The organism is Flavobacterium crocinum, from assembly GCF_003122385.1.
GTDB classification, from domain to species: domain Bacteria; phylum Bacteroidota; class Bacteroidia; order Flavobacteriales; family Flavobacteriaceae; genus Flavobacterium; species Flavobacterium crocinum.
This window is the reverse complement of sequence record NZ_CP029255.1, coordinates 1,941,483-1,961,979: the sequence shown is the minus strand read 5'-3', so window position 1 is coordinate 1,961,979 and position 20,497 is coordinate 1,941,483. Positions and strand designations below refer to the sequence as shown.

The 20,497-nt window shown below is 33.8% G+C and carries 22 protein-coding genes; 9 read left to right on the top strand and 13 right to left on the bottom strand.

Annotated elements, in window-relative coordinates:
- Positions 1 to 111 precede the first annotated feature (111 nt).
- Genes HYN56_RS08980 through HYN56_RS08970 form a run of 3 tightly spaced genes read left to right on the top strand, consistent with a single transcriptional unit; the run spans position 112 to position 2,419 of the window.
- Positions 112 to 1,635: a GH3 auxin-responsive promoter family protein gene (locus HYN56_RS08980; RefSeq protein ID WP_109191868.1), complete on the top strand. Its 1,524-nt coding sequence runs from the start codon at positions 112 to 114 to the stop codon at positions 1,633 to 1,635.
- A 32-nt stretch (positions 1,636 to 1,667) separates the two neighbouring features.
- Complete coding sequence (locus HYN56_RS08975) at positions 1,668 to 1,907, top strand: redox-active disulfide protein 2 (RefSeq protein WP_109191867.1); 240 nt, start codon at positions 1,668 to 1,670, stop codon at positions 1,905 to 1,907.
- A gap of 2 nt (positions 1,908 to 1,909) precedes the next feature.
- Positions 1,910 to 2,419, top strand: a complete 510-nt coding sequence (locus HYN56_RS08970) for a hypothetical protein (protein WP_146194580.1) — start codon at positions 1,910 to 1,912, stop codon at positions 2,417 to 2,419.
- A gap of 276 nt (positions 2,420 to 2,695) precedes the next feature.
- Here HYN56_RS08970 and serB read toward each other — a convergent pair whose 3' ends face one another.
- The 6 genes from serB to HYN56_RS08940 all read right to left on the bottom strand — a co-directional run bounded on the left by serB (position 2,696) and on the right by HYN56_RS08940 (position 6,517).
- Positions 2,696 to 3,925, bottom strand: a complete 1,230-nt coding sequence (gene serB, locus HYN56_RS08965) for a phosphoserine phosphatase SerB (protein ID WP_109191865.1) — start codon at positions 3,923 to 3,925, stop codon at positions 2,696 to 2,698.
- A 150-nt stretch (positions 3,926 to 4,075) separates the two neighbouring features.
- On the bottom strand, positions 4,076 to 4,519 hold the full coding sequence (locus HYN56_RS08960) for a VOC family protein (protein ID WP_109191864.1): 444 nt from the start codon (positions 4,517 to 4,519) through the stop codon (positions 4,076 to 4,078).
- A 163-nt stretch (positions 4,520 to 4,682) separates the two neighbouring features.
- Positions 4,683 to 5,120 carry an SRPBCC family protein gene (locus HYN56_RS08955; RefSeq protein WP_109191863.1) on the bottom strand — a complete coding sequence of 146 codons (438 nt, stop codon included), beginning with the start codon at positions 5,118 to 5,120 and terminating at the stop codon, positions 4,683 to 4,685.
- Between the two features lie 2 nt (positions 5,121 to 5,122).
- The gene (locus HYN56_RS08950) at positions 5,123 to 5,533 is read right to left on the bottom strand and encodes a VOC family protein (RefSeq protein ID WP_109191862.1); all 411 of its coding nucleotides are present in this window, start codon (positions 5,531 to 5,533) and stop codon (positions 5,123 to 5,125) included.
- Between the two features lie 119 nt (positions 5,534 to 5,652).
- A complete protein-coding gene (locus HYN56_RS08945) occupies positions 5,653 to 6,057 on the bottom strand; it encodes an SRPBCC family protein (RefSeq protein ID WP_109191861.1) in 405 nt (134 codons plus the stop codon).
- A gap of 49 nt (positions 6,058 to 6,106) precedes the next feature.
- Positions 6,107 to 6,517: a VOC family protein gene (locus HYN56_RS08940; RefSeq protein WP_109191860.1), complete on the bottom strand. Its 411-nt coding sequence runs from the start codon at positions 6,515 to 6,517 to the stop codon at positions 6,107 to 6,109.
- A 141-nt stretch (positions 6,518 to 6,658) separates the two neighbouring features.
- Here HYN56_RS08940 and HYN56_RS08935 point away from each other — a divergent pair, with 141 nt between their 5' ends.
- Positions 6,659 to 7,624: a GlxA family transcriptional regulator gene (locus HYN56_RS08935; RefSeq protein WP_109191859.1), complete on the top strand. Its 966-nt coding sequence runs from the start codon at positions 6,659 to 6,661 to the stop codon at positions 7,622 to 7,624.
- Between the two features lie 142 nt (positions 7,625 to 7,766).
- Here the strand turns inward: HYN56_RS08935 and HYN56_RS08930 are convergent, their stop codons facing one another.
- The 7 genes from HYN56_RS08930 to HYN56_RS08895 form a co-directional block, all read right to left on the bottom strand.
- The gene (locus tag HYN56_RS08930; protein ID WP_109191858.1) at positions 7,767 to 8,420 is read right to left on the bottom strand and encodes a murein L,D-transpeptidase catalytic domain-containing protein; all 654 of its coding nucleotides are present in this window, start codon (positions 8,418 to 8,420) and stop codon (positions 7,767 to 7,769) included.
- A 101-nt stretch (positions 8,421 to 8,521) separates the two neighbouring features.
- Positions 8,522 to 9,754, bottom strand: a complete 1,233-nt coding sequence (gene clpX / locus HYN56_RS08925; protein WP_109191857.1) for an ATP-dependent Clp protease ATP-binding subunit ClpX — start codon at positions 9,752 to 9,754, stop codon at positions 8,522 to 8,524.
- A gap of 189 nt (positions 9,755 to 9,943) precedes the next feature.
- Complete coding sequence (gene clpP, locus HYN56_RS08920) at positions 9,944 to 10,618, bottom strand: ATP-dependent Clp endopeptidase proteolytic subunit ClpP (RefSeq protein ID WP_008467307.1); 675 nt, start codon at positions 10,616 to 10,618, stop codon at positions 9,944 to 9,946.
- A 398-nt stretch (positions 10,619 to 11,016) separates the two neighbouring features.
- On the bottom strand, positions 11,017 to 12,339 hold the full coding sequence (locus tag HYN56_RS08910; RefSeq protein ID WP_109191855.1) for a trigger factor: 1,323 nt from the start codon (positions 12,337 to 12,339) through the stop codon (positions 11,017 to 11,019).
- A 114-nt stretch (positions 12,340 to 12,453) separates the two neighbouring features.
- Positions 12,454 to 12,798 (bottom strand): phage holin family protein, encoded by a 345-nt coding sequence (locus tag HYN56_RS08905; protein WP_109191854.1) that lies wholly within the window; start codon positions 12,796 to 12,798, stop codon positions 12,454 to 12,456.
- Between the two features lie 164 nt (positions 12,799 to 12,962).
- On the bottom strand, positions 12,963 to 13,727 hold the full coding sequence (locus HYN56_RS08900) for an alpha/beta fold hydrolase (RefSeq protein WP_109191853.1): 765 nt from the start codon (positions 13,725 to 13,727) through the stop codon (positions 12,963 to 12,965).
- Between the two features lie 22 nt (positions 13,728 to 13,749).
- Positions 13,750 to 14,463 (bottom strand): pyridoxine 5'-phosphate synthase, encoded by a 714-nt coding sequence (locus HYN56_RS08895; protein WP_109191852.1) that lies wholly within the window; start codon positions 14,461 to 14,463, stop codon positions 13,750 to 13,752.
- Positions 14,464 to 14,575: 112 nt separating this feature from the next.
- Here HYN56_RS08895 and HYN56_RS08890 point away from each other — a divergent pair, with 112 nt between their 5' ends.
- From HYN56_RS08890 to bamA, 5 genes are all read left to right on the top strand, one after another.
- Positions 14,576 to 15,235 carry a CBS domain-containing protein gene (locus tag HYN56_RS08890; RefSeq protein WP_109191851.1) on the top strand — a complete coding sequence of 220 codons (660 nt, stop codon included), beginning with the start codon at positions 14,576 to 14,578 and terminating at the stop codon, positions 15,233 to 15,235.
- A 99-nt stretch (positions 15,236 to 15,334) separates the two neighbouring features.
- Positions 15,335 to 16,219: an NAD kinase gene (locus tag HYN56_RS08885; protein WP_109191850.1), complete on the top strand. Its 885-nt coding sequence runs from the start codon at positions 15,335 to 15,337 to the stop codon at positions 16,217 to 16,219.
- Between the two features lie 173 nt (positions 16,220 to 16,392).
- A complete protein-coding gene (gene porG, locus HYN56_RS08880; protein WP_109191849.1) occupies positions 16,393 to 17,082 on the top strand; it encodes a type IX secretion system protein PorG in 690 nt (229 codons plus the stop codon).
- A gap of 1 nt (position 17,083) precedes the next feature.
- Positions 17,084 to 17,824 (top strand): isoprenyl transferase, encoded by a 741-nt coding sequence (locus HYN56_RS08875; protein ID WP_109194757.1) that lies wholly within the window; start codon positions 17,084 to 17,086, stop codon positions 17,822 to 17,824.
- Complete coding sequence (gene bamA / locus HYN56_RS08870) at positions 17,757 to 20,483, top strand: outer membrane protein assembly factor BamA (protein WP_109191848.1); 2,727 nt, start codon at positions 17,757 to 17,759, stop codon at positions 20,481 to 20,483. The genes HYN56_RS08875 and bamA overlap by 68 nt, the downstream gene beginning before the upstream one ends.
- Positions 20,484 to 20,497 lie beyond the last annotated feature (14 nt).

Below are 20,497 nucleotides of genomic sequence, written 5' to 3'. Positions count from 1 at the left end.
TATGAAGACAAAGTTACTATTTGTCTCCCTATATTCAAATTTTAAGTTTTTTGTTTTACATGGATTGTGAGATTTAAAACCTAAAATCAGTAAATCTAAAAATCATAATTCATGCCTTTATCCATAATTAATTCGTTTGCTTCTTGGGTTCTTAAACAAAGGATTCATCAAATAGAGCTTTTTTTAAAATACCCCAATGAAGTTCAGGAAGAATTATTGCACAACTTAATAACAGCATCCGAAAATACGGTTATTGGAAAAAAATATGAATTTTCGACTATCAGCTCTTATCAAACCTTCGCTGAAAGAGTCCCTATTGCCACTTATGAAGAATTACAACCTCTCATAGAACGTACCCGTTTAGGCGAACAAAACGTTTTTTGGGAAACACCAATTAAATGGTTTGCCAAATCCAGTGGTACCACAAACGCTAAGAGTAAATTTATTCCTGTGAGTAATGAAGCTCTGGAAGACTGTCATTACAAAGGCAGTAAAGATTTATTATGTCTTTATCTGAACAATAATGAAGATTCTGAATTGTTTTTAGGAAAAAGCCTTCGCTTGGGCGGAAGCTCTCAGATTTATGAAAACAACAATACGTTCTTTGGAGACTTATCGGCTATTTTGATTGAAAACATGCCAATCTGGGCCGAATTCAGCAGTACACCGAGCAGTAAAACTTCTTTGATGAGCGAGTGGGAAACTAAAATTGCTGCTATTATCAACGAAACTAAAAATGAAAACGTAACCAGTTTTGCCGGAGTTCCTTCCTGGATGTTGGTTTTAATGAATAAAGTTTTAGAAAATACCGGAAAACAAAGTTTATTAGAACTCTGGCCAAATCTTGAAGTATATTTTCATGGAGGTGTGAGTTTTTCTCCTTACAAAGAGCAATACAAGAAAATTTTACCAAGTAAAGATTTCAAATACTATGAAATTTATAATGCTTCTGAAGGCTTTTTCGCTATTCAGGATTTGAACAATTCCAGCGATTTATTATTGATGCTGGATTACGGAATTTTCTACGAATTTATTCCAATGGATACTTTTGGAACTCCAAATCAAAAAGTGGTTCGTTTAGCAGATGTTGAATTGAATAAAAACTATGCGATTGTCATTACTACAAATTCTGGTTTATGGCGCTATTTAATTGGCGATACGGTTCGTTTTACTTCATTGAATCCGTATCGAATTAGAGTTACGGGAAGAACCAAACATCATATCAATGTTTTTGGAGAAGAATTAATGGTCGAAAATACCGATCAGGCGATTGCAAAAGCGTGTCAGGTAACACAAACAGAAGTTATCGATTACACCGTTGCACCAATTTTTATGCAGGACAAAGAAAAAGGTGCCCATGAATGGATGATCGAATTCAAGAAAAAACCGGCTGATGTTGGTCTTTTCCAAAAAGTTCTGGATGAAACCCTGCAGACTTTAAATTCTGATTATGAGGCAAAACGCTACAATAATATGACTTTAAATCCGCTGGTGATTAATGTAGCCAGAGAAAATCTTTTTTATGACTGGCTGAAAGAAAGAGATAAATTAGGCGGACAGCATAAAATTCCAAGACTTTCTAACCAGAGAGATTATCTGGAACAGTTGAAAGAAATGCAACCAACCAAAATATAAATTTTACCCAAATTCCAACAAAACCAACCAAAATGAAAAAGAAGTTCAACGAAATGACTAGTGATGAACTAATCAAAACTCAGAAATCATTAAAAACGGTGACCTATTTATTTGGTGTCATTTTACTTCTTTTATTTGGTCTTAACATCTTTTTGATTGCCAATAAAGGTTTTAGCGCCTCGAATGTTATCCCGATTGCACTTCTTCCTATTTTTATTTTGAATATGAATACTTTGAGAGAGATTAAGAAGGAATTGGAGTCTAGAAATTGAAGGTGAAAATTCTTTATCCATATTTCGCTCTCAAATTATGGGTTGACTCATTGCTTTTTCTAATTCTATTTAGCGGGTTGATATTGTTATTTGCTTTAAGTAATAATCAACCTTTAGGTATTATTGCCTCTCTGATTGTTTTAACAATAACAGGGAAACATTTTAGAAAAACAATTAAAAATTTATATAGAAATTTAAAAAAACTTCCGGCATTAGAATTAACAGATGATTATTTAATTGACCACATAAATGATATTAAAATTCGATGGTCATACATTAGTAAAGCTGATCTAATTTCGCTTAGAGGAAACTCTTTTGTTCGTTTCATTTTAAGAGATAAAGAAAAATATTCGGAACAGCTAAAAGGTTTGCTTTCAAAAATCATGTTTAAATTTACCAATCCTGATAATTTGGCTATAAAAACAGAACTAAGTTTGGTTAAAGGAAAAAATGAAGAAATTTATAGTCAGATTTACAAAATCATACAAGAAAAAAAACTTTATAATTTTTAAAAATACATTTATTTTTAGGTTCACCACAAAAGATTACTTCGTCAGTTCGCTATCGCTCGTGTGCAACGGATAGCCCGCCCCAGAGGGACATGCCTATATAAAAAACCTCAGCTCTTTATTAGAAAGACTGAGGTTTTTGCTTTTTTATTTTGATTGTCGAGTTACTTGCGGAGATTTCTCCTTCGTCGAAATGACAAAAATACGTTGTCAGGCTGAGCGAAGTCGAAGCCCTTTTCGACATGAAAGCGTTCGACTTCGCTCAGGGTGACAATCTTGTTACATCATATCAATATATCGGTCATGATATCCTAAAAGATATAAAACACCATCCAATCCTAAACTGGAAATAGAAGTTGATGCACTTTCTTTTACTTTTGGTTTGGCATGGAAAGCGATTCCTAAACCAGCTAAATTCAGCATTGGTAAATCGTTTGCTCCATCACCAACTGCGATTGTCTGATTGATATGAATTCCTTCTTTTTCGGCAATTGCTTTTAAGTATTCGGCCTTTTTCTGACCGTCAACGATATCACCGATATATTTACCGGTTAGTTTTCCGTCTTTTATCTCTAATTGATTGGCGTGAACGTAATCTATTCCTAATTCTTTTTGAAGGTATTCTCCAAAATAAGTAAATCCTCCGGAAAGAATGGCTGTTTTATAACCGTAATATTTCAGGGCTTTCATTAAACGATGTGCTCCTTGCGTAATTGGCAAATTAACTGCCACTTTCTGCAATACTTCTTCACTCAAACCTTCCAGCAAAGCCATGCGTTTTTTGAAACTTTCGTTGAAATCAATTTCTCCATTCATAGCCGATTCTGTGATGGCGCGAACCTGATCGCCTACTCCGTTTAGTTCAGCCAATTCGTCGATTACTTCGGTTTGGATTAAAGTTGAATCCATATCGAAACAAACCAAACGACGGTTTCTTCTGTAAATATTATCTTCCTGGAATGAAATATCGACATTAAGCGTTCTGGAAATTTCCATGAAACTTGCCGTCATGATAATTTTGTTTACAATTTCGCCTGTTACAGATAATTGAATACAAGAACGAGGATATTGTTCTTTTTCGACAATAGAAGTTCTTCCTGTTAATCTTATAATCGAATCGATATTCAGGTTTTGATCTGACATGATTTTGGTTACTGCGGCCAACTGAGAAGCTGCCAGTTTTTCACCCAAAATATTGATAATGTAACGTTGTTTTGATTGCGATTTTACCCATTTTTCATAGTCGTCTATAGAAATTGGAATAAATTTAACTTTGATTTCCAGTTCGTAAGCCTTAAACAAAAGATCTTTTAAAACCGGTGCAGACGAAGATCCTGCAGCAATTTCGAACAAAATTCCTAAAGAAAGTGTATCGTGAATATCGGCCTGGCCAATATCTAAAATATTAGCATCGTATGCTGCCAACACGGCTGTTAAACCCGCTGTAACTCCAATTTTATCGTGTCCTGAAACCTTTAATAAAATTATTTCTTTATCTTCTACTGCCATTTTATCTTCTTGATTTTAAAGCGACAAAAATCGGCAATCTCTTGTTTATAAAAAAGAATAATCTTTGTTTTTTTAAAACGATAAAGCACATTTTCATGTGCTTTATCAAGTAATTTAACAATTATGTTCTACTATTAAAATAACATAACTTTAAAATTCTCCCGCCGGGATATTTTTGTCAAAACTCACCATCCAGTTTACGCCGAATTTGTCTTTAAACATTCCGAAATAAGATCCCCAGAAAGTATCATCCATAGGCATTTCTACTTTTCCTCCTGCTGAAAGTCCGTTGAAGATTTTATCTGCCTCTTCTCTACTTTCTGTATTGACAGAAATAGAGAAATTATCTCCAAAACCTACATCTCCGTATTTTGGATGACTATCACTCCCCATTAAAATAGTATTTCCAATTGGAAGTGAAACATGCATGATTCGGTTTAAAGCCTCTTCTGAAAGTGGTGCATCTCCTTCTTCTGTTGGAGCATCTTTATATTTTCCGATATATGGAAAATCACCGCCAAAAACTGATTTATAAAACAAGAACGCTGCTTCGCAAGTTCCGTTAAACATTAAATATGGATTTATTGCTGCCATGATGTTTTATGTTTTTAATGTTAATTGTTTGTTGTTTGTTGTTTGTTGTTTGTTGTTTGTTGTTTATAAAAAATAATTCTTAATTCTATTCTCTTTATTCTATTTTCTATTTTCTATTTTCTATTTTCTATTTTCTATTTTCTATTCTCTATTCTCTATTTTCTCATCCTTCAGCCAATTCCTTAATAATTTCTAAAGCTTTAGGAAAAGCATGTTTAAAATAATCCAAATGTTGTTCAATTACATCTACTTCAACATGAAGATCTACAAAATCGCCTTTTTGATCCAGTCTATATGTTTCCATTGAACCGCTCCATTCATTCGCTTTATCACCAATAGGCACTTCCTTAAAATCCTTTATTTCTCCCAAATGTTTAAAAGCCATATATTCGTACGGAATTTTCTTTTCAATAATGCTATTCATTCCTCCTCCGCCTGGTCCTAAAAAATAAATTTTATCACCTTCGTTCCAATTCGATTCAGCGTAACTTCCTTCGGCAAAAACGTTTGTCCACTTTCTGTACGTTTCATCATCCCATAAAACCTTCCAAATTTTTTCTTTAGAAGCTTTAATCTCACTGTTAAACACTAATTTTTCCATTTTTAATGAGGTAATTTACTAAAGTCCATAAATAAAACATTCCAGCGATGACCATCCAAATCGGCAAAACCACAGCCGTACATCCAGCCTTGACTTTCTGCCGGAGGAGCAAAAACAGTTCCGCCCGCTTCTTTTACTTTTTCGGCCAATTCGTCTACTTCTTCCCTGCTTTCTGCATCGATCGAAATCAGAACTTCAGAACCGGATTTCGTATCAATAACTCCATTTTGAGAAAAGCTTGAAAACAACATTTCTTCAAAAAGCATTATCACGAAATTATTTTCGCCTACAACCATACAAGTCGAACTTGGTGTATCGTGTTGCTCATTAAACGAAAATCCAATTTTCCAGAAAAAATCTTTCGCTTTTGCCACGTCCTTCACAGGCAGGTTTAACCATATTTGTTTTGTCATCTTTTTTGTTTTTTTTGAGTTAGTTAGATAGTTATTCTTTTTTAAACCATAGAATAGAAATAAGTTATTTTAAGTAGCTCTGCACCTTTGAGCCTTCACTTTGAACCTGCAAAAAAAAATCAATTATTTTCTGCGTAATTTTTAAAATTATCCAAAATAGCCTGCCATCCGCCACGTTGCATTTCTTCAGGATTTTGCGATTCCGGATCAAATTTTTCAATTATTTCAACACCTTCAGGAATTTCTTTAAAAGTAATTTCGGTTTTTCTTCCGTCACCCATTGTATAATTGATGGCTTGATTTTCTTTCACCAAAGTATATTCTCCAACAAAATCAAAACTCATACTTCCGTCTTTAGCAGCCATCGTTGTTGAGAATTTCCCTCCTTCTTTTAAATCGTTTTCTGCTCGGGGCGAATGCCATTCCGGAGAAGCAAATGCCCATTTTGTAATATGTTCAGGCTGATTCCAAAATTCCCAAACTTTGTCTATTGTATTCTTTACTGTTGTTTGTACTGTTATCATTTTAGTGTTATTAAAATTTATATCTCAAGAACTTTACTTTCTTAATGGATTACATATTTTGAGGAACCTGACTTTCATCCATATAAAAAACTTCCCAATGATGTCCGTCTATATCTAAAAATGTTTTCTGATACATCCATCCATAATCTTGTGACTGCATATAATCTGTTCCGCCTGCTTTAATTGCTTTCTCCATCATTGCATCTACCTCCTCACGTGAATCCACAGAAATAGCAGTAAGAACCTCACTGGATTTTGTAGGATCGCAAAGTTCCTTCTTGGTAAAAGTTTTATAAAACTCCTCTACCAAAAGCATTACAAATATATTTTCATCAATAACAATGCAAGCTCCCTTTTCATTTGTGAATTGTCGGTTGGTCGAAAAACCAAGTTCATTATAAAAAGTAACTGCTTTGTTTAAATCTTTTACGGCAAGATTTAAGAAGATTTTTGTTTTCATCTTTATAAAATTACGAATTAATTAAAACAAATTTAATTTTTTAAGATTAGTTTAAAATGTCAATAAAAGTCATTTTTAGGGGCATTTGAGACAAAATGCGTATTTTTGCCTGGAACTGAATTTTCAAAAACCACAAAAATCATGAGCAAGAAACTAGGATTAATAGTACCTCACGACTACAAATTGTTAAGTATTGCTGCCATTCTGGAAGTATTTGAAACGGCAAACAAATTGAGTCCGCCTACAGAAAAACCATTCGAAATCATGATTTTTCAATCCAAAGAACAACCCGATCAGGGAAATTTATTTGGGTACGAAAGCCATTCTATTGAAAATTCAGACAGTATTTTAGACCTCATTTTGATTCCAGCCTTTACGACCGACAACATGAGCGAAATGATAAAAAAGAACAGAAATTTCATTCCGTGGCTGCAAAAACAGCATCGGGCCGGAGCTGAGTTAGCAAGTTTCTGTACAGGAGCATTTTTGTTTGCCGCTTCCGGTTTATTAAACGAAAAACTCGCCACAACACACGTTGATGCCTGCAGCGCTTTCACCAAAGCTTTTCCGATGGTAAAACTAAAACCCGACGAAACTTTGACTGCCGACGGAAGCCTGTACACTAGCGGCGGTTCGACCTCAACTTTTCATTTATTGATTCTTCTGGTTCAGAAATTCTGCGGTAACGAAATGGCAGTTAAAATTGCCAAGATCTTTTCTATCGATTTAAACCGGTACAAACAAAGTTATTTCAGCACTTTCAGACCTAATCATTTACACAATGACACTTTGGTTGCTATGTTACAGCAAAAAATAGAAAGTCAGTATCACACTATCGAAAAACTGGAAGAAATTACTAAAGACATTCCAACCAGCTCCAGAAACATGACACGTCGTTTTAAACAAGTCACGGGAATTCCGCCAATTGAATACCTTCAGAATATAAGAGTAGAAAGCTCTAAAAAATACCTGGAACAAACACAGCTTTCGATTTCAGAAATTATTGAAAAAACGGGTTACAACGACCCAAAAGCCTTTAGAAAAGTATTTTATAAAATGGTTGGTATGAAACCAATTGAATATAGAGAAAAATTTAGAGTTCAGTAATTTTCAGGAGCAGATCGATTCGTTTTCAAAAGCACCTTTAGTCCTGCTCTACACTATATCTTTTACTGCGAACCCCGCAGTAAAAGGATACCGTTTCGATCAGGGCTAATTAGAAAGTTCTAATTTCATAAGTTCGAAAAAATCAGGATTTAATAATCCACATTAAGACTTTTTTATTCGTTTGCAAAAGCTCGTCAATTTCTTTCATGCTTTCGTTGGAAACTGCCGGACAACCCCAGCCTTCCGGTGTTCCTTCCGGATAAACTTCATTATCCGAAACCGCTTCCCAGGAATGCAAAACGATGGCACGGCTTCGGGCATTGGAATTGGTTTTATCCTTTCCCTGCAAAATATAATTTATTTTTATTCCCCATTGACTAACACCTCGATCCAGAATAACATATTTCCCAAGCGAAGAACAATGCGAATCAAATTCGTTGCTTATTTGCGGTTTCTCTTTAGAAGAAGTTCTTCCCCATTGATTATCGCCACAACCGTGACTTACCAAATAGGATTTCGAAATCTCTTTCTTTTTAAAATCGTAAACAAAAAATCGTTTTAAGCCAGAATGCAATCCTAAATCAATCAATATAAATTTGTTTTGATTGAGGTTATTTTCTTTGCAGTATTGTGCTGCTTCTTTATAATAATTATTGTAGTTGATTTCAACCAGAGACTTCTTTTGTATTATTGTTTCTATTTTATGTTCATTTTTAGAAACCGCTATTTCCTTTTTATCTTTTTGATTACAAGATAAAATTAAAGCTAAACCAAGGGCAAAAATCATATTTTTCATGATGACAATTTACATAAAATCTGCAATGAAAAACTTGATTAAAAAGCATAAAAAAAACCTGCTCAAAAATTGAACAGGTTTTAGAAATATATTTTTAAAAATTAAGAAGCAATTTCCATACGTTTCAATAAGTTTTTACTTAAAGTATGTTCTGCGTATTCTTTATCAATTGTTAAAGCTGTGTCATCAGACGTTGGCAGTTCGTACATGGCATCTGTTAAGATAGCTTCACATAAAGAACGCAATCCACGAGCACCTAATTTGTATTCTAAAGCTTTATCTACAATAAAATCTAAAGCCTCATCTGTAATAGCAAGTTCAACATCATCCATTAAAAATAATTTCTGATATTGTTTTACCAATGCATTTTTAGGCTGAGTTAAAATGGCACGAAGTGTTTCTTTATCCAAAGGATCCATGTGCGTTAAAACTGGCAGACGACCAATAATCTCCGGAATCAAACCAAAGTCTTTAATATCTTTTGGAATGATATATTGCAGTAAATTGTCTTTATCGATATTATCTACATTTTTAGAAGTCGAATAACCCACTGCCTGACGGTTTAAACGTTTCGAAATAATACGTTCTACTCCATCAAAAGCTCCTCCTGCAATAAATAATATATTTTGAGTATTTACCTCAACAAACTTTTGATCCGGGTGTTTACGTCCTCCTTTTGGTGGTACGTTTACAACAGTTCCTTCTAACAATTTCAATAATGCCTGCTGTACTCCTTCTCCAGAAACATCACGCGTTATAGAAGGATTGTCACTCTTACGGGCAATTTTATCAATTTCGTCAATAAATACAATTCCTCTTTCTGCTTTCGCTACATCATAATCAGCAGCCTGAAGCAAACGAGTCAAAATACTTTCAACATCTTCTCCAACATATCCGGCTTCTGTCAATACAGTTGCATCAACAATAGCCAAAGGAACGTCTAACATTTTTGCAATTGTTTTTGCCACCAATGTTTTTCCGGTTCCGGTTTGACCCACCATGATGATGTTACTTTTTTCAATCTCTACTTCATCATCCAATTGCTGTTGCATTAAACGTTTGTAGTGATTGTAAACCGCAACCGACATCACTTTTTTAGTCTGGTCCTGACCAATTACATATTGATCTAAGAAAGCTCTAATTTCTTTTGGTTTCTTTAAAATTAAGTCCCCAATATGTTTTGCGCTTCCACTGGATTTTAATTCTTCTAATACAATTCCGTGTGCCTGCTCAATACACTTATCACAGATATGCGCATTGATTCCAGCAATCAATAAATTAGTTTCTGGCTTCTTTCTTCCACAAAACGAACATTCTAATACTACTTTTGCCATTCTTTATTTAAGTTACTAAGCTGCAAAGATACTAAGTTTCTAAGCTTTTTAATTTAATAAAAACTTAAAAACTTAATCCTTTGCAGCTTAAACCTTTATTTTTTGTTTGATTTTAAAGTTAAGAAGAAATACTTAGTCCTGATAGCTATCGGGATAATATCTCAGCAACTTAGAATCTTTTTAAATAAATTATCCTCTTCTTAATACTTCGTCGATCATTCCGTATTCTTTAGCTTCGTCAGCTTTCATCCAGTAATCACGCTCACTGTCTTTATGAACTCTTTCGAAAGTCTGTCCTGAATGATGAGAGATAATGTTGTATAACTCATCTTTCAATTTCAACATTTCGCGTAAGTTGATTTCCATATCTGTAGCAACACCTTGCGCTCCTCCAGATGGCTGGTGAATCATTACTCTTGAGTGAGGCAATGCAGAACGTTTTCCTGCTGCTCCTGCACATAATAAAACTGCTCCCATAGAAGCCGCCATTCCTGTACAGATCGTAGCTACATCTGGTTTGATGTACTGCATCGTGTCATAGATTCCTAAACCTGCATAAACGCTTCCTCCCGGAGAGTTTAAGTAAATCTGGATATCTTTTGAAGCATCAGCACTTTCTAAAAATAATAATTGTGCCTGAACGATATTCGCGATTTGATCGTCGATACCAGTTCCTAAAAAGATAATTCTGTCCATCATTAATCTTGAGAACACATCTAATTGAGAAATATTCAACTGACGTTCTTCGATAATATATGGAGTCATGTTTGTTGGTGTCATTGCAGCTACGATTTTATCGTAATACATTGCGTTTACTCCTTGGTGCTTTGTAGCAAATTTTTTGAATTCTTTACCGTAGTTCATATTTTAAGTGTTCTAAGTTTTACGTTTATAATATATTCTTTCATCAAAGGTTGTACCTCTTTCTAAAGGATGTCAATTTGTCTTATTTTTTGTCTCAGGTTTAATTTTGTTTGCTTCGCCAATTCGGCTTTCAGCCTCGGGTCAAGTTTCAAGTTTTCAACCTGCTTCTTAGATAGCCCAGATAGCAGTGGAAAGCTTTTTGAAATGGCAACTATTTTTTGTTGGTAAAAAAAAGCGACCAACGGAAGCTCTTTTTTTACCAACAAAAAAAGGCAGCCGTAAAAAAACTTGAAACGGATAGCTGGATTAGCTCCTGAAAAGTAATCAAAAATTAATTAAAACAAAAGAGCGTCAGGAAAAAAATCCTGACGCTCCCATATATAATGTATCTCTAGAAATTATTCTCCGTAAGACGCAGCAATAAATTCTTCGTAAGTAACTTCTTTAGTTGTTGGATTTGCTTTCTCTTTGAATAAATCTAACAATTTAGCCGCTACAACCTGCTCAGAAAGTCTTTTCACTTCTTCTTGGTTAGATAAAACTCTAGCTACAATTCCTTCTACTTCTTCGTCAGTTGGATTTGTTTGACCAAATTGAGCCATTTGCTGTCTGATTGCACCTGAAGTAAATGATTTCAAATCTTCAAATGTAATTTGAATGTTACTTTGAGCCATTGCTTTTCCTTCGATCAATTGGAAACGTAAACCTTTTTCAGATCTTGCGTATTCTACTTCAGCTTCTTCAGCAGTTAATTTTTTCTCTCCAACAGTTTGCAACCATTTTTTCAAGAATTCAGCTGGTAAATCGAATTTTGTGTTTTCGATTAAGAAATCCTGAACGTCTAATAATAATTTTTGGTCTGCTTGCTGTGCGAATTGAGATTCAGCGTCTTCTTTAATTTTAGCTTTTAAATCTTCTAAAGAAGCTACTTTTCCTTCACCAAAAAGTTTATCGAACAATTCCTGGTTTAATTCAGCTGGCTCAGAACCATTGATTGCTTCGATAGTAAAGTTTACTTCAACATCTAAACCGTGAACACCTTCGTGACCTACTTTTAAGTAATCCATTAATTGGTGATCGTCTTCAAATAAACCTTTTGTGCTTACTGTAACAACATCTCCAACTTTTTTACCTGTGAATTGTTTTTGAGCTTTTTTACTGAATGCATCAACAGCAATTGTAGTTGTATTGTTGATTCCTTCTGCTTCGTTAGAGAAAGTTCCAGTTAAGTCAGATTTTGCATCAGACACTTCTTGAGGAACTGCTTTTCCAAATTGTTTTTGGATACGCTCAACTTGTCCGTCGATTAATTTATCATCAGCAGTAACGATATATTTCACGATATTATTTTTAGCTTCAAGATCAATTTCGAAGTTTGGCACTAAACCAATTTCGTATTCGAAAGTTAATTCTTCAGCATCCCAGTTAAAATTTTCGTTTACTTTAGCAAGAGGAGTTCCTAAAAGATTTAATCTTTCAGATTGAATATAACGCTCTAAAGCCAAATCAACTACTTTTTTGATCTCTTCTTGCTTAATAGCTTTTCCGTATTGTTTTTCAACAAGATCTTTAGGCACAGCGCCTTTTCTAAATCCTTTTACTTGCGCTAAAGGCATTTTTTCGTTAATTCTTTTTGCTACTTGACCTTTATAATCCATGTGAACAACGTTCATCACAATTGTCTCGTTAACAGCGTCTATTGCTACTCTTTTAATATCCATCTTCTTCTTTAATTTACATAATAAAATTGGGTTGCAAAATTATAAAATTTTTGCAACCCAACCAAGTTTTTAATCTATTGTATTTGAAGCAGTTTTAATCTGCTGTATTTGTTTTTATTTATCGTCTCCTAGTATTTTATAAGTAATAGATTGAAGAAGAGACAAAATAATACTGAAAATTAATGCTGTCCAGAACGAATCGACTGCAAAACCGCCAACAATCTTAGTACATAGTAAAATAATTACAGCATTGATTACCAGCAAAAATAAACCCAGCGTAACAAATGTTACGGGTAGCGTCAAAATGACCAAAATTGGTTTTATAAAAACATTCAGCAATCCTAAAACTACTGCGACAATTACAGCTGTACCGAAACTCGTAACATGCACTCCGGTTAAAATGTTAGACAACAACAAAACAAGGGCAGCAGTAACAAGGAGTCTAAGTAATAATTTCATAATTATTCAGGTTTTAAATTTATTTAAAAGTACTACTTTTTATATTCTCAAACCACTGAAATTTATTTTTTCTTGCCACAGATTAAAAGATTTTCACAGATTAGCAGTTTTATAAATCTGAAAGAAAAAATCTTTTTAAATCCTTTCAATCTGTGGCTATAAAATTATTCTTTTAAAAACTCGGTTGTCAGTTCAAAGAACATTTTTGGATTTTCTGCATGCAACCAATGCCCTGCGTTTGGAATGGTTTCTAATTTAAAATTTGGGAAATGCTTACGAATTCCGTCTAAATCTGAATCCTGAATATAACCCGAATTTCCTCCACGAATAAATAAAGTCGGATTATTAAAAACGAGATTTTCCGGCAAAGGTTTTCCAATCGCATCCAAATTATTATTGAAGGCATTTAAATAAAATCGGAAAGCCAATTGTCCCGGCTCTTTCCAGTAAAGATTTTTTAATAAAAACTGACGTGTTCCAAAATCAGAAACATATTGCGAGACTATTTCTTCCACATCGTTTCTACTTGGTTTCATTGAAAAATCGACAGCATTTAATCCTTCTAAAATTTCCTGATGATGTTGTTTATAGAATCTGGGACCAATATCTGCTACAATCAATTTATCTACAATCTCTGAATGAGTCGTTGCAAATAACATGGCAACTTTTCCTCCCATCGAATGTCCAAGAAGATCGATTCTGGTCAGATTATTTGCCTGACAATATTCAAATACATCCTGAACCATTGCTTCGTAACTCCATTCATCTGAATGAAAACTGCGTCCGTGATTTCGTAAATCTAAAATATGAACCTGAAATCCTGCCTCGACATATTGTCCTGCTAATGTTTTCCAGTTATCAGACATCCCAAGAAATCCGTGCATGATGACAAAAGGTTTTCCTTCGCCTTCTATTTTTGAGTAAAGCATAATTTATTTTTTATATGAAGAATTACTTCAATTTATTCAAATACATATTCACAACATTATCCAAACCAAGATAAAGTGCTTCTGAGATTAATGCGTGTCCAATTGAAACTTCCAGTAATCCAGGGATATTTTGTTTAAAAAACTGAATATTATCCAGACTTAAATCATGTCCTGCATTAATTCCTAAACCTAATTCATTTGCCAGTTCTGCCGCTTTCACATAAGGATCAATTCCGCTTTTATTTCCTAAATCATATTGATGCGCAAAAGATTCTGTATATAATTCAATCCTGTCTGTTCCTGTTTTTTTTGCTCCTTCAATCATTTCCAAAATCGGATCAACAAAAATCGAAGTCCTGATTCCATTTCTTTGAAACTCCTGAATAACTTCTGTCAAATATTCCTGGTTTTTAATTGTATCCCAGCCTGCAGACGAAGTAATTGCACCTATCGCATCCGGAACCAGGGTTACCTGATCCGGTTTACATTCTAAAACCAAATCAATAAAATTATGTTGCGGATTTCCTTCAATATTATATTCTGTCGTAACAATTGCTTTTAAATCCCGTGCATCCTGATAACGAATGTGGCGCTCATCCGGGCGTGGGTGAATCGTAATTCCTTGTCCGCCAAAACGCTGAATATCGGCGGCTACTTTTAATAAATCAGGAACATTTCCGCCTCTTGCATTTCGAAGCGTTGCAATTTTATTGATATTTACACTTAACTTTGTCATATAAATAGATAATTAATTCTAGTAACACTATTGTTACGACAAAAATACAAAGTAAAACAGAGCGGTTTTCGGTATTTTTTGATTATTTTGCATCAAATATCTTCAACGATTTATGACAGAAATTACAAACTATATCACCAACGATTTCAGAGCGATTGATAGTCAGGAAACGATAGCATCGATTCAGGACTTTTTTATCGATGTAAATTTTTCTCATTTTCCCATTTTAGAAGACGGGATCTTTATCGGAAGTATCTCTTCTGAAGATGTAGAAACGTTTGATACTGATAAAAAAGCAATTGACTACAAATATACTTTAGAGCGTTTCTTTGCCAGAAAATCTATGATCTGGCTGGATGTTCTGGAAGTTTTTGCTAAAAACCATACCAACATCCTTCCTATTCTTGACGAGAATAATACTTACATTGGCTATTATGAAATGGAAGATATCATGAAGTTTTTTCAGGAAACTCCATTTTTAAAAGAACCAGGAGCAATTATTATTATCCAAAAAGGCCTTTTAGATTATTCTATGAGTGAGGTAACTCAGATTGTAGAAAGTAACAACGGAAAAGTTTTAGGATGCTTTGTTTCCGAAGCCGATACAGAAAATGTTCAGATTACTGTAAAGATTGGTTTGGGAGCAATTAACGAAATCATCCAAACATACAGAAGATATGGTTATGAAATTATTTCAGAACATCAGGAAGACACCTATATTAATAGTTTAAAAGAACGCTCAGATTATCTAGACAAATATCTTAACATATAAGTGATGAATGTGCCAATGAGAAAATTAGTTAATTAGATAATTTTCACATTTCCCGATTATCTAATTGACACATTGACAAATTCTCTAATTTAACACAGAATGAAAATAGCCATTTACGGACAATATTATCAAAACAGTACAGAACCTATTATAAAAGACATTTTTCAGTTCTTCAACTCCAATAATGTTGAGATGGTAATTGAAGAAAATTTCCTGAAAATGCTTTATGAGAAACAACTTGTAAAGAAAGATTACAAAACATTCCCTTCAAATACTGCCTTAGATAATAGTTTTGAAATGCTTATCAGTATTGGGGGTGACGGAACCATTTTGAGAGCCGCTGCTTTTGTTCGTAATTCAGGCGTTCCTTTATTAGGTATAAATGCAGGAAGACTAGGCTTTCTTGCCAAAGTACAAAAGGAAAATATCGACATTCTGCTACAATATGTTATTGACCAAAATTATACTACCTCTGAGCGTACATTACTTGGATTAACAGCCGAACCAAAAAACGAAGCGTTTGAAAAACTAAATTTTGCTATGAACGAAGTCACTGTCAGCAGAAAAGACACCACTTCGATGATCACTGTTGAAACTTATTTAAACAATGAATATTTAAATTCCTATTGGGCAGACGGATTAATCATTTCTACACCAACCGGTTCTACAGGATATTCTTTAAGTTGTGGCGGACCAATACTTACTCCCGACGTAAAAAGTCTTGTAATCACACCAATAGCTCCACATAATTTAACCGCCAGACCTCTTGTAATTCCGGATGATACTGAAATAACTTTAAGAGTTACAGGAAGAGAAGACCAATATTTGGTTTCGTTAGATTCGAGAATCTCTTCGGTGAAAAACGAATCTATTTTAAAAATAAAAAAAACAGACTACAAAATTAAAATGGTCGAAATTCCGGGTGAGACTTTCTTGAAAACCTTGAGAAACAAATTACTCTGGGGAGAAGATAAAAGAAATTAAACTCTTTTATAATTCTCTGCTATACGATAATACTATATTTTCTCGTTCTGCATATAGCGAATCATCATTAAATGGCTCAAAATCATAATGTAAATTGAAAAAAAAGCACATTTAACCGAAGTAACTTTGATTCGTATTGATAATTATTATATTTGCACGCAATTTTGAATTAAATGAAGAAAATTTTTAATTTATTGTTATGTTTTTTCCCCTTTATTACACTAAATGCTCAGATCAATGAGCTTGGTGTTTTTCTTGGCGGAAGTAACTTTGTTGGTGATGTTGGCAAAACAACTTATATCGCCCCGGAAAAGATAGCTTTTGGTGTCCTTTACAAATGGAACAGAAGCCCAAGACACTCATGGAGATTCTCTTATACACAATCAGAAGTTAGTGGCAATGATTTCAAATCAGATGAAACAGGAAGAAATCAAAGAGGTTACCGTTTTGACAACAATATTAAGGAGCTTTCTGCCGGACTGGAATTTAATTTTTTCGACTTCAACCTGCACGATTATCACACAAAAATTACGCCTTATGTGTATTCGGGGTTAAATTTCTTTATCTTCGACAACTTATATAGGTATACTACAAGCCCGAATGTAATTTACTCTGAAAATTCAAGCTCTTTCGCCATACCAATTATATTAGGTATAAAATCAAACATAACGCCACGTTTTGTTTTAGGACTTGAAGCTGGAGTACGTTATACTTTTACGGATAATATTGACGGAAGTAATCCTAAAACAAGTAGTTCAAACATTTTAAAGTTTGGAAATTTAAATAATAATGACTGGTATGTTTTTTCAGGTGTTACCTTAACATATACCTTTGGAAAAAAACCTTGCTATTGCGCAGAATAAAATGAACTTAATAGAATCAATAGATCACACAAACTTACCAAAACACCTTGCCATTATTATGGATGGTAACGGACGCTGGGCAAAACAACAAGGCTATCTGCGTGCGTTTGGACATGAAAACGGCACAAAATCTGTAAAAGAAATAATCAAAACTTCGGCTAAGCTGGGAATTGAGTATTTAACCTTATATGCTTTTTCTACAGAAAATTGGAACCGACCAAAACTTGAGGTTCAGGCCTTGATGAAAATATTGATCAATTCATTAAAAAAAGAACTTGTTACCCTTCAGGAAAACAATATTCGTTTAAATGCGATTGGAAATCTTGATAAATTACCAAAAACAGCCCAAAAAGAGCTTTTGGATGTTATTGAAAAAACTAAAGATAATTCTCGCCTAACACTAACTCTTGCTCTAAGCTATGGATCTAGGGAAGAACTGGTAAGTGCCGTAAAAGCAATAAGTGATAAAGTTAAAAATAATATAATTTCAATCGACACTATTGACGATTCAATTATAAATGAGCATCTTTACACGCAAAATTTACCAGACGTAGATTTATTAATACGAACCAGTGGAGAACATAGAATAAGTAATTTTTTGCTTTGGCAGATCGCTTACGCAGAATTGTATTTTACTAATGTCTTGTGGCCAGACTTTAAAGACCAAGATTTATATGAGGCTATTATTAGTTATCAAAAAAGAGAACGTAGATTTGGAAAGACCAGTGAACAAATTAAATAATTTTTTAGTGTTGCAAAAAAAAATACAAATAGTCCTTACCCTTTTAATGTTGGGTAGTTTTTCACAAATTAAAGCACAAGAAAGAGTTCCTTTTGATCAGGGAAAAAAATATATTCTAGCCAAAGTTTCTGTAGTTGGTAAAATAAGCTTCAACGAGCAAACCGTTGTAACCTTTTCGGGTCTGCAAAAAGGTCAGGAAATTACAGTTCCTGGAGAAGAAATTAGTAGTGCAATTAAAAAATTAGGTAAACTGGGTTTATTTGATGAAATCGCATTCTATGTTAATAAAGTAGAAAATGACAGTATTTATCTTGACTTAGATATTATTGAGCTTCCTAAATTAAATGAAGTAAAAATTGTCGGAGTTAAGAAAAGCAAAACCGAAGCATTAATTAAGGATAACAACCTGACTAAAAACAAAATAGTCAATGAAAACTTAATTACAACAACTAAAAATTATATTGAAAATAAATATAAAAAAGACGGTTTTTACAACACAAAAGTAACCATTACGACTACTCCGGATACCATTGCAGGCAATCAGGTTAACATGCTTGTCAGGATTGACAAAGGAGACAAAGTAAAAATCAGCAGTATTGACTTCACCGGAAACAAACAACTTACTGGTAGTCAATTGCGTGCAGCAATGAAAGATACTAAACAGAAGAACTTTATCCGTGTATTTAAAGCGTCTAAATTTATTCCTGAAAAATATAAAACTGACTTAGAAAAAGTAATCGCAACCTATAAAGAAAAAGGATATCGTGATGCTCGTATTATTTACGATTCTGTAAAATACAACAAGCAAAAAAACATGCTTGCTATTAAGATTAATGTAGAAGAAGGTAATAAATATTACTTTGGTAACATTAAATTCTTAGGAAATACTGTTTATTCTGACCGCCTTTTACAGAGCTATTTAGGAATTAAAAAAGGTGAAACTTATAATGGAGTTTTATTAGAAAAAAGAATTGCAGACAAGTCTAAACCTGACGCAGAAGATATCACCAATTTATACCAAAACAATGGTTATTTATTCTCAAACATCAATGCGGTAGAGGTAAAAACGGTAAACGATACAATCGATTTTGAAATTAGAGTTACGGAAGGTCCAATTGCTTATTTCAACAAAATTACAGTTGTTGGAAACGATAAAACAAATGACCATGTAATTTATCGTGAGTTAAGAACTAAACCGGGAGAAAAATATAGTAAAGAACAGTTAGTAAGAACTATTCGTGAGATTGGACAATTAGGATTCTTTGATCCTGAGGCAATCGATCCAAAGTTCAAAAACGTAGATGCCGGAGCAGGAACGGTTGATATTGAATATAATGTTGTAGAAAAAGGATCCAGCCAGGTCGAGCTTCAGGGAGGTTATGGCGGTGGAGGTTTCATCGGAACATTAGGACTTTCATTTAACAATTTCTCTGCAAGAAAATTATTTGATAAAGAAGCATACAAGCCTTTACCAATGGGAGACGGACAAAAAGTTGCCTTGCGTTTACAGGGAAGTACTTATTTCCAAACCTACAGTTTATCATTCTCTGAGCCTTGGTTTGGAGGAAAGAAACCAGTACAATTTAGTTCATCTATTTCATACAGTAAGCAATTTCTTAACAATTACATTACCAGAACTGTTGACAGAAGCAAAAGTTTTAATATTTTTACAGTTCAGGTTGGTTTAGCAAAAAGGTTAACTGTTCCGGATGATTACTTTGTATTATCACAGTCTGTAAGTTATCAGCATTATGATTTAAATAATTACAACACCGGATTATTTACTTTTGGTAATGGTGCATCAAGAAACTTAGCATATACAATTGGAATTTCAAGAAGTAATAAAGGGGTTAACCCAATATTCCCAACTTATGGTTCTGAGTTTAGTATTTCTGCTAAAGTTACACCTCCTTATTCTTTGTTTAATGGAATTGATTATGCTGATTTAGGAAATCAGGAAAAATATAAACTAAGAGCTACCGCAGATGCAACAACCGGAGATGCTAACGGACAGATGATTAAAAAAGGAGATTATCTTGATGCAAACGGAAATAAAGTAAGTACTTATCAGGAAGCTGCTGCTGATGCTTCAAAAGTGGATCAACAAAAATACAACTGGTTAGAATACTATAAAGTTAAATTTAAAGGAGACTGGTATACTAAAGTTTATGGAAAATTAGTATTAAGAACCCTTACAGAATTTGGTTTCTTAGGAGCTTATAACCAGGACAGAGGTGTAATTCCGTTTGAGCGTTTTTACTTAGGTGGAGATGGAATGGCAAACTACTCAATGGATGGTAGAGAGACTATCCAGTTAAGAGGTTATCCAAACAACTCTTTAACTCCGGTAAACACAAATGGTGATGCAATTGGGGCAACAATTTATAACAAATTCTCTATGGAATTACGTTATCCAATTACATTAAAAGCATCGGCTTCTATTTATGCTTTAACATTCTTAGAAGCAGGATCATCATATCCAACGTTCAAAGATTACAATCCGTTTGACTTGAGTCGTTCTGCTGGTGCTGGATTACGTGTATTTATGCCTGCATTTGGATTATTAGGTATTGACTTTGGTTACGGATTTGATGCTCTTCCAGGACAATCAAAACCTAATGGATGGGAAACACACTTTATTATTGGACAACAATTTTAGAGAAATAACGTTTG

Bases quoted from the DNA above. Each gene is read 5' to 3' on its own strand.
- HYN56_RS08945 (WP_109191861.1), bottom strand. From the start codon at position 6,057: ATGATAACAGTACAAACAACAGTAAAGAATACAATAGACAAAGTTTGG.
- HYN56_RS08885 (WP_109191850.1), top strand. From the start codon at position 15,335: ATGAAAATAGCCATTTACGGACAATATTATCAAAACAGTACAGAACCT.
- HYN56_RS08940 (WP_109191860.1), bottom strand. From the start codon at position 6,517: ATGAAAACAAAAATCTTCTTAAATCTTGCCGTAAAAGATTTAAACAAA.
- bamA (WP_109191848.1), top strand. From the start codon at position 17,757: ATGAGGCTATTATTAGTTATCAAAAAAGAGAACGTAGATTTGGAAAGA.
- clpP (WP_008467307.1), bottom strand. From the start codon at position 10,618: ATGAACTACGGTAAAGAATTCAAAAAATTTGCTACAAAGCACCAAGGA.
- HYN56_RS08910 (WP_109191855.1), bottom strand. From the start codon at position 12,339: ATGGATATTAAAAGAGTAGCAATAGACGCTGTTAACGAGACAATTGTG.
- HYN56_RS08975 (WP_109191867.1), top strand. From the start codon at position 1,668: ATGAAAAAGAAGTTCAACGAAATGACTAGTGATGAACTAATCAAAACT.
- serB (WP_109191865.1), bottom strand. From the start codon at position 3,925: ATGGCAGTAGAAGATAAAGAAATAATTTTATTAAAGGTTTCAGGACAC.
- HYN56_RS08875 (WP_109194757.1), top strand. From the start codon at position 17,084: ATGAACTTAATAGAATCAATAGATCACACAAACTTACCAAAACACCTT.
- HYN56_RS08955 (WP_109191863.1), bottom strand. From the start codon at position 5,120: ATGGAAAAATTAGTGTTTAACAGTGAGATTAAAGCTTCTAAAGAAAAA.
- HYN56_RS08935 (WP_109191859.1), top strand. From the start codon at position 6,659: ATGAGCAAGAAACTAGGATTAATAGTACCTCACGACTACAAATTGTTA.
- HYN56_RS08895 (WP_109191852.1), bottom strand. From the start codon at position 14,463: ATGACAAAGTTAAGTGTAAATATCAATAAAATTGCAACGCTTCGAAAT.
- clpX (WP_109191857.1), bottom strand. From the start codon at position 9,754: ATGGCAAAAGTAGTATTAGAATGTTCGTTTTGTGGAAGAAAGAAGCCA.
- HYN56_RS08950 (WP_109191862.1), bottom strand. From the start codon at position 5,533: ATGACAAAACAAATATGGTTAAACCTGCCTGTGAAGGACGTGGCAAAA.
- HYN56_RS08890 (WP_109191851.1), top strand. From the start codon at position 14,576: ATGACAGAAATTACAAACTATATCACCAACGATTTCAGAGCGATTGAT.
- HYN56_RS08930 (WP_109191858.1), bottom strand. From the start codon at position 8,420: ATGAAAAATATGATTTTTGCCCTTGGTTTAGCTTTAATTTTATCTTGT.
- HYN56_RS08960 (WP_109191864.1), bottom strand. From the start codon at position 4,519: ATGGCAGCAATAAATCCATATTTAATGTTTAACGGAACTTGCGAAGCA.
- HYN56_RS08980 (WP_109191868.1), top strand. From the start codon at position 112: ATGCCTTTATCCATAATTAATTCGTTTGCTTCTTGGGTTCTTAAACAA.
- HYN56_RS08905 (WP_109191854.1), bottom strand. From the start codon at position 12,798: ATGAAATTATTACTTAGACTCCTTGTTACTGCTGCCCTTGTTTTGTTG.
- HYN56_RS08900 (WP_109191853.1), bottom strand. From the start codon at position 13,727: ATGCTTTACTCAAAAATAGAAGGCGAAGGAAAACCTTTTGTCATCATG.
- porG (WP_109191849.1), top strand. From the start codon at position 16,393: ATGAAGAAAATTTTTAATTTATTGTTATGTTTTTTCCCCTTTATTACA.